This window comes from Shewanella sp. 10N.286.48.B5 (assembly GCF_002874355.2).
Lineage (GTDB): Bacteria > Pseudomonadota > Gammaproteobacteria > Enterobacterales > Shewanellaceae > Shewanella.
The window spans coordinates 2066644-2080583 of the sequence record NZ_MCVG02000001.1 but is presented as its reverse complement, the minus strand read 5'-3'; the positions used below and the strand labels follow the sequence as shown (position 1 = coordinate 2080583).

8 protein-coding genes are annotated in these 13940 nt (G+C 41.3%); 3 read left to right on the top strand and 5 right to left on the bottom strand.

Going from position 1 to position 13940, the window contains the following annotated elements:
• The 3 genes from msbA to BCU57_RS08940 are packed head-to-tail and all read left to right on the top strand — an operon-like array spanning position 1 to position 2968.
• The gene (msbA, locus tag BCU57_RS08950) at positions 1 to 1800 is read left to right on the top strand and encodes a lipid A export permease/ATP-binding protein MsbA (RefSeq protein ID WP_102438319.1); all 1800 of its coding nucleotides are present in this window, start codon (positions 1 to 3) and stop codon (positions 1798 to 1800) included.
• Positions 1801 to 2808 carry a tetraacyldisaccharide 4'-kinase gene (gene lpxK / locus BCU57_RS08945; protein ID WP_102438317.1) on the top strand — a complete coding sequence of 336 codons (1008 nt, stop codon included), beginning with the start codon at positions 1801 to 1803 and terminating at the stop codon, positions 2806 to 2808.
• Positions 2795 to 2968 carry a Trm112 family protein gene (locus BCU57_RS08940; RefSeq protein ID WP_076537432.1) on the top strand — a complete coding sequence of 58 codons (174 nt, stop codon included), beginning with the start codon at positions 2795 to 2797 and terminating at the stop codon, positions 2966 to 2968. The genes lpxK and BCU57_RS08940 overlap by 14 nt, the downstream gene beginning before the upstream one ends.
• A gap of 121 nt (positions 2969 to 3089) precedes the next feature.
• Here BCU57_RS08940 and BCU57_RS08935 read toward each other — a convergent pair whose 3' ends face one another.
• The 5 genes from BCU57_RS08935 to BCU57_RS08915 all read right to left on the bottom strand — a co-directional run bounded on the left by BCU57_RS08935 (position 3090) and on the right by BCU57_RS08915 (position 13871).
• Positions 3090 to 3953: an MBL fold metallo-hydrolase gene (locus BCU57_RS08935; RefSeq protein ID WP_076537435.1), complete on the bottom strand. Its 864-nt coding sequence runs from the start codon at positions 3951 to 3953 to the stop codon at positions 3090 to 3092.
• Between the two features lie 63 nt (positions 3954 to 4016).
• Positions 4017 to 7097 (bottom strand): efflux RND transporter permease subunit, encoded by a 3081-nt coding sequence (locus BCU57_RS08930; RefSeq protein ID WP_102438315.1) that lies wholly within the window; start codon positions 7095 to 7097, stop codon positions 4017 to 4019.
• Positions 7094 to 10363 (bottom strand): efflux RND transporter permease subunit, encoded by a 3270-nt coding sequence (locus tag BCU57_RS08925; protein ID WP_102438313.1) that lies wholly within the window; start codon positions 10361 to 10363, stop codon positions 7094 to 7096. Before BCU57_RS08925 ends, BCU57_RS08930 begins: the two co-directional genes overlap by 4 nt.
• Before the next feature lie 17 nt (positions 10364 to 10380).
• On the bottom strand, positions 10381 to 11469 hold the full coding sequence (locus tag BCU57_RS08920; protein WP_372000921.1) for an efflux RND transporter periplasmic adaptor subunit: 1089 nt from the start codon (positions 11467 to 11469) through the stop codon (positions 10381 to 10383).
• 1115 nt (positions 11470 to 12584) lie between these two features.
• Complete coding sequence (locus BCU57_RS08915) at positions 12585 to 13871, bottom strand: citrate synthase (protein WP_102438309.1); 1287 nt, start codon at positions 13869 to 13871, stop codon at positions 12585 to 12587.
• Positions 13872 to 13940: the final 69 nt, after the last annotated feature.

Here is a 13940-nt window from a genome sequence, read left to right as displayed (position 1 = left end):
ATGACAACAACTAATAACGAAATGTCGAGCGTCTTTAAGCGCCTTCTAACTTATCTTGTCCCAATGAAAGGGATGTTTCTGTTAGCTGTATTGGCATTATTGACCTACGGCTTGGTTGACGCTGCATTCATTTACTTCATCAAACCATTTATTGACGAAGGCTTTAGTCAAACTCCGTCAGTGGTCGCGGGCGTAGAAGTGCCGAGTCACGGCGGCTTTAATTCCAATAACAATATTATGATCATGGCACCGCTAGTGGTTATTGGAATGTTTACCCTACGTGGCTTAGCCAATTTCGTGTCGACTTATTGTGTGTCTTACATGAGCTCGAGATTAATCATGGATATGCGTCAGCAAGTGTTTGAGCATTATTTGCGTTTGCCTGTAAGCTATATCGATCGCGAAAATAGCGGTAACCTGATTTCTCGAGTGACCTTTGATACCGAACAAATTGCCCGTGCATCAGGCAGTGCGTTAATCTCTATTGTACGTGACTCTATTACCGTCATTGGTATGTTAGCTATCATGTTCATCTATTCTTGGAAGCTTTCCATGTGCATCCTAGTCATTGGCCCATTAATGGGTATCGTGATTAGCGTTGTGAGTAAGCGTTTCAGAAAAGTCTCTAAACGCATTCAAGCAGCCATGGGCAATGTCACCGCAACCACTGAGCAAATGATTAAAGGTCATAAGAATGTGTTGGCGTTTGGTGGACAAAAGACTGAAGTCGAGCGTTTTCATAAAGTTAATGAGGGTAACCGCAAGCAAAATATGAAGTTGGCAGTTGCCCAAGCCGTCAGCCAACCGGTTATCATGATAATCGGTTCATTTGCGTTAGCGTTTGTATTGTACGCCGCCACATTCCCAAGCTTGAAAGCCGATTTAACCGCAGGCACATTTGCGGCCATTTTGGGCGCGATGATGGCAATGCTTCAGCCGATTAAAAACTTAACCCGTGTGAATGCTGAATTTCAACGTGGTATTGCCGCATGTACCACAGTTTTTGAGCTGCTAGATACAGCACCTGAAGCCGATACGGGTGAATTTGAAACTCAGCGCGTTAAAGGTAATTTAAAATTCAATAACGTTACCTTTAGTTATCCTGAGCAAGAAAAACCAGCCTTAACTCATGTTGATTTTGAAGTGAAGCAGGGTAAAACCATTGCCCTTGTTGGACGCAGTGGTTCGGGTAAATCAACCATTGCCAGCTTAATCACCCGTTTCTATACCGGCGTGTCAGAAGGGCAAATTACCTTAGACGACGTTGATATTTATGATTACAAATTAAAGTCATTACGTAATCAGGTGGCGTTAGTATCACAGCAAGTTACTTTATTTAACGACACTATAGCTAATAACATTGCTTATGCTTATCCAGGTGAAGCCACTCGCGAACAAATTTTACAAGCTGCAACCCTAGCTCATGCGATGGAATTTATCGAAAATTTACCTGAGGGGTTAGATACTCAGGTGGGTGAGAATGGCGTATTGCTGTCGGGTGGCCAACGTCAACGTATTGCTATCGCTCGGGCGATGTTGCGTGACGCGCCAGTATTAATATTAGATGAAGCAACATCAGCCCTTGATACTGAATCAGAAAAAGCGATTCAGCAAGGTCTTGATAACTTGCGCCATAATCGTACCTCGATTGTGATTGCCCACCGTTTATCAACCATTGAAAGTGCTGATGAGATTTTAGTTATCGATCAAGGCCAAGTAGTTGAGCGTGGTACTCACAGCGACTTAGTGGCAAAAGAGGGCATGTACGCTAACTTATATCAAATGCAATTTGGTAGTTAAATGCAGGCGTTAGTCAATAAAATTTGGTACCAAGGACACCGCGCTAAGTGGTTATTATTACCACTGAGTGCACTATTTGGGTTGATATCCAGTGTCAGGCGCTGGGCATTTAAACTTGGTTTTAAACAAGCGCAAGTATTGGATGTCCCTGTGGTGATTGTTGGCAATATTACCGCTGGTGGCAGTGGTAAAACCCCAACGGTTATTTACTTGATTAACTTATTACGTCAGCAAGGCTATACCCCTGGGGTGATCAGTCGTGGTTATGGTGTCAATATTGATGGGGTAAAAACCGTCAAAGCAACCGATAACGCCGCAGATGTGGGTGATGAACCAGCAATGATTGTGGCTCGAACACAAGTTCCTATGGTGGTCGGGGCGAAACGCATTGACGCTGCAAAACAGTTACTGAGTGAAACCAATGTAGATGTGATTATTAGTGATGATGGCTTACAGCATTACGCGCTTGCACGTGATATTGAGATCAATATTGTTGATGGTCAGCGCCGTTATGGTAATCAATGTTTAATACCTGCAGGCCCGCTGCGTGAAGGGCTGTGGCGTTTAAATAGCATTGATTGGGTATTAAATAATGGCGGTGTAGTGCAAGGCAATGAAGTCGCGATGAGTTTAACGCCAGCAGCCCTTAAGCCTGTAAAACCCAATTCAACTCAGCACTGGCAACCACAAGCTGCTATTGCAATGGCAGGTATTGGTAACCCTCAACGTTTTTTTGACAGCTTATCATTGCAAGGGTTTAGCCTTGCTGAGACTAAAGCTTTTGAAGATCATCAAGCATTTGATGAAAATGAACTGAAACAGCTCTCAAAGCAGCATCCATTGATCATGACCGAGAAAGATGCGGTTAAATGTCGCGATTTTGCACAAGATAACTGGTGGTATTTGCCTGTAAATGCGAAGCTTAATACTGAATTTGATACCGCTTTTTTGAATAGACTTAACCAAGTCATAAAAGATAAACAAGGAAACCTCCATGGCGTTCGATAAAAAATTACTTGAGATTGTGGCTTGCCCTGTTTGTAAGGGTAAATTAGAATTCGATAAAGAAGCCGACCAATTGATTTGTAAAGCAGATAAATTAGCTTACCCAATTACTGAAGGTATTCCAGTGTTGCTGGAAAATAGAGCTGAGCCAATCGAGTCGTAATTTGATTGTTATCGAAAAAGCGCCTTAATGGCGCTTTTTTATGGCTGTTTATATCCTAGTTTGCATCACTATATTGCGCTGATAAATACAGTGTTAGCAGCCAATATAGGAAAGTTTTACGCTATTTTTTCAGTCCTTGATAAAGAGTATCAATCCATTTTTCTTCGGATATGAAATTCCAGCTCCAATTTTTCCATTTCTTATGCATTCCTTTCGCTTGAATATTGGCTAACGAGTGGCCTTCTTGGATATTCTTGTTCATCCAATTAATGGAATGATCCAGCATATGCTTAAATTTCATGAGATCATCTTTATTAGCAAGTGCACCATGACCTGGGATCACTTGGGTGTCATTATCCATTGATGCGAGTAATTTAGCGACATTGTCACGATAGCCAAGTACAGATCCGCCGCCCTTTAAATCAATATATGGAAAACGGTCTTTAAAAAACAAATCCCCCATGTGCACAATGTTGGCATTTTTCCACATCACAACACTATCCCCGTCAGTATGGCCAGGCCCGAGGTGCTTCACCACCAAAGTATCCTTGTTAAAATGAATTGATATATCAGTCGCGTAGGTGACAACAGGTAGCGCAGATTTTGGCGTATCTTTATCGGCGCTGAGCCGAGTTAGTACATTGTCATGGGCAAAAATAATCGCTTGCTCACCAAAGTGGGCATTACCCCCAGTATGATCCCCATGATAGTGGGTATTGATGACATACTTGGGGCTGCCGGGCTGGATTTTATTTAATGATTGGCTAATTTTGTTCGCCAGCGGCGCAAATTGATCATCGATTATCAATATGCCATCACTGCCGGCTGACACGCCAATATTACCGCCAGATCCCACAAACATATAAGCAGTGTCACTGAGTTGTGTTGAGCTAATTTGTACATCTTTGAAGCGGTCATCATCAGCCACAGCGCTAGATGTTATTAGTGATAATGCCAGTAAACTTGTTTTAATTTTATGCTTCATTTGTCGTCCTTTAATGTAAAGCGCCTCATTAATCGCTTAATGTTGCGCTTGCTTGCATCCTGATTACACTGTCCAAGGTAGCAGCTTTTTGGCTCGTTTGTCAGCAGAAGCTAATTTTATCGATGACTGATAACGTATGCGATAAAGCGCCTGATAACAAAGCGGCACCAAGTACAAACTGGTAACAGTTGAGAACGACAGTCCGCCAATAATGGCGATTGCCATTGGCGAATAAGGTGGTCCTCCGCCGCCAATTTGAGTGTCGCCCATTGCTAAAGGCACTAAGCCTAACACTGTGGTAGCAACCGTCATCAATACAGGGCGTAAACGGGTAATACAGATAGCTAAGATAGATTCAGATAAATCGGTTAATTTAGGCGTTTTTTGATTTATTTGGTCAACCAAAACAATGCCATTGTTTACTACGATACCCATTAAGATAAGGATCCCTATCATTGCCATTACCGACATAGGTGTTGCTGAAATCCACAGTGCCCAAAATACCCCAGTGATAGAGAACAAGATTGAACTGATAATGGCGGTTGGTAATAACAGTGATTCAAATAAGGCAGCCATCACAATATAAATCATGATTAATGCCAAAATCATATTTACTGCCATGACGGATTGCTCTTCATCTTGACGCTCAAACCCGCCACGTAGCGAGTAGTCATATCCATAAGGGAAGTTGACATTGGCCATTACCTTTTCAATCTGCTCTTGGGCTTCTTCAGTGGTAATGTCATTCACGTTTGCGCCAATCGACAGCGCAGTTTGGCGATTAAAGTGGCGTATGGTATCAAAGCGGGGCTGTATCTTAATATTGGCGAGATTATCTAAGCTATATAGGCGCTCACCTTTACGAATGATCGGTAATTGTTTTAGCTGCTCTAATGATCGCTGCCAGCTTTTATCATAGGCGAGCTCAATGCGTAATTCGCCATTAGGATCATGCCTATAAGAACGAAGCGGTGCACCGCGTAGCGCCATGGAAATGTGAGAGGCGATTTCGTTAAGTTTTAAATCTAATCTTGCCGCCATTTCACGATCGATTGTAATCACCACTTCTTGCTGAGCAGAACTGACTTCAGAGCGCACATCTTCAAGCCCTTCAATGGCGCTAAGCAGAGGTACGACTTGTTCACTTAAGCGAATTAACTCTGAGGTCGAGCGACCGGTTAAGGTGACTCTTAAGCCTGAGTTTTCATTGCCCCAACCAAATTGTGGCTTGGCTGCGGCATATTTAGGGAAACCTTCACGTATGGTTTCTTTCAATTCAGACATTGGCGTTTCAATATCTTTTTGCAGTAGTAGCGTGGTTTGAATATTGTCTGCTGAGTAATAACTGTAAACAGAATCAATCATAAAGGCCTCTTTATTGGCATAAAGATAATCTTCCATTTGATTGATCATCGCTTCAGTGACTTTTAAATTGTGGCGACCTTCTAATTGATAATTAATGTAGAGGCGATCTTTGCCTTCGCCTTCTGATTGATCTTGTTTTACTAAACTTAAGGGTAATGCGGTAGAGACTAAAATGACCACTGCAATAACCCCTGATAGCTTTGAGTGAGCCAGTACCCAGGTTAGGCTGCGTTGATAAAGCTGCTGTAACTTAGAGACTTTAGCTTCGGTCTCAATATGAAAATCAAACTTAGTAAGCATTAATGGGATTAAGGTTTTAGCAACCAGTAATGATGCCGCTAACGAAATGCAAATCGCAATGGCCACATGCTCAAGGAAAATCGTTAGCTCGACCTTAACCCCGACAATGTTAGGTAAAAACACGATAGCTGTGGTTAATGTGCCCGCCAAGACGGCTAGGGCGACTTTCTCTACCCCAGTAAGTACCGCTTTTTCATTGGCCGCTGTTGTTATTTCAGTTGCAGCGCCATCATCTGATAACGCAATTTTTTGCTTTTGTTGTAACACGCTTTCGGTCACCACCACGGCGTTATCAATTAACATGCCTACAGCCAGTAATAATCCCATCATCGACAGAATATTTAAGCTGTAACCAAGAAAATACATCCCAGCTAATGTCATACAAAGGGAAATTGGCACCGATGACACGACCACTAACGTCATCTTTAAATTACGTAAAAATAAATACAATACCCCAAAAGAAAGCAGCGCACCCAGTAAGCCAGATAACAATAAATCCTGCAGTGATGACTTAACTCCATAAGCTTGATCTTCCATGACGAATAACTTGATGCCTTGAAATTGCTGATCTTGTTTCGTTTTTTCAATAACGGCTAACACTCGTTCAGATACATCGACTAAATTTGAGCCTGATTCTTTAAACACATCTAAACCAACAGCGTATTTTTGGTCTAAATGACGCCCTTCAAAGGCTTCAGGGAGGGTAAATTTGACTGAGGCAATATCACCAACAGAAGTGGTGCTATTAAGCTTTACTGCCTTGATATCTTCAAGTGATAAAAACTCTCCCTTGGGCGATACCTGAAACACCTGATTATTATTTCTAAGTGTGCCAGCACTAATGACAAAGTTTTCTTGTTGTAAACGTTGCTGCAACTGAGCAGGATTAATGCCAGATGCAGCAAGTTTGTCGGCATCTAGTCTTATTTCAATTTGCTTTTGATCAACCCCATACAAGGTGACTTTTGAGACCCCTTCAATACGCTCAAGCGGCTTGCGAAGTTGTTTGTCTAACAGATCAAAAGCATTTGATAACTCACGTTCACTGGAGATTCGAATCGTTAACACGGGCATATCAGCGGTAGAAAATTGCTGAATGAAAACCCGTTCCACATCTTTAGGCAGCAGGTGTCTTACCGAATCAATTTTTTCCCGTGCTTCTAAGCTTTTTGTGGCGACATCTTCGCCCCATTTCATATTTAGCTGAATGTTAGCACCATCTTGAGAAGAGTTTGAGCGGACCTCTTCAATACCACTCATGGTGGCTAGCGACTCTTCTAATACGCGGGTTATCTCTCGTTCCACTTCTGCAGGGGTAGAGCCTTTATAGGGCACGTTAACCTGAATTTGCGGAATATCAATGCCGGGAAACATTTCTAATGGTAATAATCGACTCGAGGCTAAACCAAATAGTAAGATGGCCAAAAAGAACATACTGGTGGTGACAGGCCTTTTAATGGCTAGTTTTGTTAGGTTCATGATTGAGTCTCCAAATCTAAAGACTCAGTGCTTTTGGTTTGATTAATTGCGGTTTGTTGATAGTTTTTTTTATCAAATAAACCGTATAGGGCAGGAATAACCAATAAGGTCAGCATGGTAGATAAGCCAAGACCAAAGATCACCGTTATTGCCATCGGCGCACGGATTTCACTACCATCACCGACACCTATTGCCATTGGCAACAAGCCTAAGGTGGTGGTCATGGTGGTCATCATTATTGGGCGTAATCGAGATTTAGCTGCAGTGCTTATAGCGACTTCTTTATCATGACCTTCTTTTCGCAGTTGGTTAATTCTATCAACCAATACAATGGCATTATTGACCACAATACCTGCCAGCATTATTAAGCCGATAAACACGACTACGCTGATATGGGTACCAGTAATAAACAAGCCAATAATACTGCCGCCAACGGCCATAGGCACAGCAAACAGAATAAGTAATGGATGTAATAAGGATTCAAACTGACTCGCCATCACCAAGTAGACTAAAAATACCGCTAATACCAAGGCGATTTTTAAAGACTTAAATGAATGTTCCATTTCTTCATTTTGGCCGCCAAAGCGCGCTTGGATAGAAGAGGGGAGCTGTTGCTGATTTAAAATTTGCTGCGCTTCTTTTACAGCTTCACTTAAATCACCATAACTTAAGTTAGCTGACACTATCGCAACCCGTTGTTGGCTGACACGATTAATGGCAGAGGGGCCCACTTGCAGAGACACATCAGCAACTGCGCTTAATGGGATTGGGTGCTTACTGTTTGGATTAATAATTAATGAGTTAATATCTGAGATATTATTTCGCTCGTCCAATTCACTGCGCACCAAAATATCTACTTTACGATCACGAACCGTATATTGGCTGGCAATGGTACCGCCAACACGTTGAGCAATACGATTAGCAACGGTGGGCGCTTCTAAATTTAATGACGCAAGCCGGGCATGATCAAATCTAATACTGATCTCAGGTTGACCATCACGAAGTGAGGTATTGATATCACTAAAGCGGGCTGACTCTGATAAAGCAGATACCAACTGTTCGCCACTGTGCTTTAGTTGCTGTAAGTCATAACCTGATAACTCGATCTCTAATGGGGTTTTAAAACTAAATAGCTCAGGGTGATCAATAGTGGCATCAAGGGCTGGAATACGCCTTGCTGTGGCCCTTAAGTCATTGGCTACAGCATTAAACTCTTGAGGATCTGCCAGTACTACCTGTAACCGCCCCCAGTTTTCGCCGCCTCGGGCGGTATCAGATGTCATTAAGCCGCCACTGCCTGCTTGGCTAAAGGTGTGTTTTACTTCTTCTCGACCACTAATGGAGTAAGCTAGTTGCTCTAATACAGCATCAGTTTTTTGTACCGCGGTGCCAGGTGGCAGTAAGATCTCAACATAGAATTCACCTTGATTCATTGGTGGAATTAGCTCTACACCCAGTCTTGGGAATAAGCTGCCAGCACCAACAGTTAGCATGATTGCGATAATGACAGTCAAAGCTTTATGCGTCATCGCATGAGCTAATACCCGGTGATAAATGCTTTCAACAAAACGGTAGCCAAAGTTAAATGCAGCACTTAATGGACGCATCACTAATGACAATGCCCAAGAAATGAATCGAGCTGAAATGATAATGAGGTTTAATAGTGCATTAGGTAGATAGCTGAGTAATAGCTTAAATGGGAAACCAAACACGAATTTAAGATAATGCACAGCTTTAGCTTTTTTAGTGGTTGGCAGGGCTTTTACTTCCGGCTCATTTTCGATGGGTAATTGTTTAAAACCCTGTCTTGATGCCAGCATTGGTATTGCCGTTAGTGCAACAAATAAAGACGCTAATAAAGCAAAAGTTACCGTTAATGCTTGATCTGAAAATAATGCCCCTGCGATACCATCAACAAAAACTAAGGGGACAAATACCGCTAAGGTGGTTAAGGTTGAGGCAAAGATTGCCCCTGCCACTTCTTTACTGCCTTTAAGCGCTGCAGCAACTTTTTTAAGCCCTTGCGCTTTATAGCGGTCAATATTTTCCAGCACCACAATGGCATTATCAACCAATAAGCCTATGGCCAGTGCAATACCGCCTAAAGACATAATATTGAGACTGATATCGGCAAAGTACATCATGTTAAAAGTAGCAATAACTGAAAATGGAATGGAAATAGAAATAATTAAGGTAGCAATAATGTCACGTAAAAATAAGTAGATAACTAACATAGCAAGCAAGCTGCCAAACAGCGCGGCGGCGGTTACTTCACTGACTGCACTTTGGATAAACTCAGATTGGTCATAAATAACCTTTAACTGATTATCTGCAGCTTCACTGTTAATCTCATCAAGCTCAGCACTGAGCCTTTTGGCGACCGATACGGTATTGGCATCACCTTCTTTATATATTGCCAGTTCAATAGACTCTACCTGTCCAATACGAGTGATATCACTGCGCTCTTTATAACCGTCAACAATATCGGCAACTTCAGCAAGTCGAATTAAGGTTTGACCATCACGATAGACAATGACATTTCTTAACTCATCTAGGTTATTAAATTGGTTTAGGGTGCGAACTAAATACTCTTTGTCACCTTGGATCACTTTACCCGCAGATAAATTGATGTTTTCTTCATTAATACGGCGCTTAATATCGTCTGCATTAAGGTTTAGTTGCTGCAGCTTTTGTTGATTTAGCAGGATATGAACTTCTTGCTCTAAGCCGCCAGATAATCTCACTGCGGCGACACCAGATAGTGCTTCTAGGCGTCTTTTTAGTTCTTCTTCTGCAAAAGTACGCATACTTTTGAGCTGTGTTTCACTGGCATCAGGTACTGACAGCGCCACACGCATAATTGGATCTAAGTTTGGATTAAAACGCAGCAATAATGGTTTATTGATATCCAGTGGCAGTTCGATGGTATCAATTTTTTCACGCACTTCTAAACTGGCCATATCCATGTTGGTGCCCCATTCAAACTCAAGCACCACATCTGATAAACCTGAGCGTGAAATAGAGCTAATTTTACGCAGCCCTTTAACCACACCGACGGCTTCTTCAATGGGCTTTGAGATTAACTGTTCAACTTCAACAGGTGCAGCGCCATCATAGGCGGTTCTTACTGTGACGCTTGGGTAACTAAGATCGGGTAACAGTTTTACCGCAAGGCGGGTAAATCCGACCATACCAAATAGCATGATTGCCAGCATAAACATCCACACTGACACAGGACGTTTTACCGAAGTATTAATTATCGACATAGTAGGCGCATCCTTGTCTATTTGCTGGCTAGGCTGTTTTTGGCGTAAGAAAGCGGACTGATGATTTCAACTAACGACAGGTCTTTAAGGTTTTGCTGACCACGAATGACGATTTGTTCACCAGATTGCACACCAGATAGAATTTCAACTTTATCATTTTCGCGATAACCGAGAATCACTTCACGACGGTTAGCGGTGTTATCTTTAATGACATACAGTGCTTGGGTGTCATCTTGGTTAATAATGGCGTTAAAAGGCACAGTAACAACATCATTGTGGGTATCATATTTAAGCTCAACACGCGTGAACATGCCGGCTTTTAATGTTGCGTCTTTATTGTTGATGGCGATAGTTACTTTGAATGTACCGCTTTGGGCATCAACAATTGGGCTAATTCGTAATACATTAGCGATAATATCTTGTTCTGTTGAGCCCTTGTTATTAGCGTATTGATTACTAATGCGCGCTTCTTGTCCTAAACGTAAGCTATTAAGTTGTTGCTCTGGTAAATGTACAATTCCGTGTAGTTCATCTTGATTGACAATATAAAACAACTCTTCAAACTCTTTGGCCATATTGCCTTTTTTCACATGCCTGGTGGCGACAATGCCATCGATAGGTGAAACAATGCGGCTTTCAATCACGTATAGTTCTGCGAGATCTCGCTGAGCCATTGCGGCTTGTAAGTTAAACTCCAGCTTTGCCATCACATCTTGACTTACAAATTCTTTGTTTTTCATCTGTTTTAAGCGGTTTAATTCTTGCTCAATAATCTGAACTTCAGCAAGCGCACGCTGATAATCAAATTGTTGGCGTTTGGCATCAATGGTCGCCAGTGCTTGGCCCTTTGTAACTCTATCGCCTTCTTCAACGTTTATTGAAGTAATTAAGCCTGCAATTCGGGTGACAACATGGGCTTCCTCGGGCGCTTCTAGCGTCGCGGTGGTGCTATAAAATGAAGACACATTTCCTTGAGTCACTTGTGATACCTCAACAGGTACCGCGTATTTTTCTTCTTCTGCAGCTGTTTCTTGTTCACCATTACAGCCACTAAGCATGATTGAAAATGCCGTAATACAAAAAACGGATGAGGTGAATTTTTTAATGTTGTTGAACCTTTCCATGGGATACCTGCCAATTAACTAAGTGTTATAAGTGACGTGACATGCCACAGAGTCTGAAACCAAAGCATGCAAACGTCACGTTATAACATGTAACAAATGTTGAATTTATGTTTACAAAGCACGTAATGTGCCAAAATAAATTATTGTTATTTTTCAGTGCCTTAATTGGGTGGCGGTATTTTAGGAACTTAAATGTTAACAAGGGGTAGTGGGAATGCTCAACAAATGGTGAAATTGCTTACTAAGATTTGAGTTAAGGGTTCTGATTTTTGTTGATTAGGATTGTGGGTAAATGGCCATTGAATTAATTTGGCTTTAACAAGAAAATTATTAATAATACAAATAAAATGAACGTGAAAATATTTCAAGGTGTAAAAGCGTATAAAGAAGACCAAATTCTGGGTAAAAAGGAAACCAAATTGTAAGTTTTAATATCTCTAATGGCCATTTTTTAGAACAAAAAGATTTTCTTTATAGCGATATAATTTAAAAAGCAGCTTTTTATATCAGATTTAATTGATATTTTTACTCAATTTATTGTTTATTAGGGCCTAACGTGAATGAAAATGACTATTTTATGAATGTTTTTGGATGATTTACAGTATTTTTCTAGCTTAATCTTTAACTTCAAATGAATTAAAATCGGCAATATTTCTAATAGGCAGTTGTATTGCCTAGCACAAATCTGATGCAACTCCTTCTATAAACACAAATGTAATTGGGTTAATTAGGCCGATTTATGGCGTACTTTTGACATATTTTAAAGCTTATTTAATTCTAATTTGTAATACAAAACCAAGCGCTAAAGTGCCGGCGACCCTTTAATTTCGACTAAAATTAACCTGTGGCGGTTATTAGGATTTAGTAAATAATGAAGCGGACCTAGATAATGTGGCTTATGACCAATCTATGGTGAATGAGCTTTAAACGGGGATAAATGTGTTTGGCAGTTTTATTCATACTTGGCTGCTATGGTAACCAAAGTTCGCAGCAAGGGATTTTTGTGTTCATTGAGCGAGGCTGTCAACGCTAACAAAACAGCTTCTCTAGGCATTAAAAAAGCGCCTAAATAGGCGCTTTTTTCACAAACGATTAAGTTATCGTTTATCTATGCTGACAAAGTCACGCTCGTCTGAGCCAGTGTATAACTGACGTGGACGACTGATTTTGTGACCTGGTTGGTCAAGCATTTCTTTCCAATGTGCAATCCAACCAACAGTACGAGAAAGTGCAAATAACACTGTAAACATACTAGTAGGGATACCGATTGCTTTCATGATGATCCCTGAGTAGAAATCAACATTTGGATAAAGCTTTTTAGATACGAAATAATCGTCTTCTAAAGCAATGCGTTCAAGTTCCATCGCTACATCTAGCAAAGGATCGTTCACATTTAGCTCAGCTAACACTTCATGACATGTTTCACGCATCACTTTAGCGCGAGGGTCGAAGTTTTTGTAAACGCGATGACCAAAGCCCATTAAGCGGAATGGATCAGCTTTGTCTTTCGCACGAGCAATAAACTCAGGGATGCGATCAACACTGCCAATTTCTTCAAGCATATTTAGACAAGCTTCGTTAGCACCACCATGAGCAGGACCCCATAGTGAAGCAATACCCGCTGCGATACATGCAAATGGGTTAGCACCAGATGAACCCGCTAAACGAACCGTAGAGGTAGAAGCGTTTTGTTCATGATCAGCGTGTAATACAAAGATTCTGTCCATTGCTTTTTCAACAACTGGATTGACTTGGTATTGTTCACACGGAACAGCGAACATCATGCTAAGGAAATTACCTGCATAACTTAGGTCGTTGCGTGGGTAAACAAAAGGTTGACCGATTGAATACTTGTAGCACATTGCTGCAATGGTTGGCATCTTAGAAACAAGGCGGAAAGCCGCAATTTCACGATGTTTTTCATCATTGACATCAAGAGAATCTTGGTAAAACGCAGATAATGCACCCGTAACACCACATAGCATAGCCATTGGATGTGCATCACGACGGAAACCTCTGAAAAACGAAGCTAATTGCTCGTTCACCATGGTGTGATTCTTAACCATAGCCACAAACTCTTCGTATTGAGTTTTGCTTGGTAATTCACCATAAAGCAGTAAGTAACAAACGTCTAAATAGTTAGATTCAGTAGCTAGTTCATAAATTGGATAGCCACGGTGTGTAAGTACACCTTTTTCGCCATCAATGTATGTAATTGCAGACTCGCAAGATGCGGTCGCTAAAAAACCTGGATCGAAGGTGAAATGACCTGTCTTTCCAAGTTTACTGATATCGATTACATCAAACCCAGCAGTTCCCTGCTTGATAGGTAATTCGATCGAATCTGTCCCCGGTAACTCTAATTTGGCTATATTGTCAGCCATACCCCGTTCTCCTTACTTCATTCTTTTCTGTGAGTGCGGCATGTTAAGCGGACATTACTTTACAGTGAA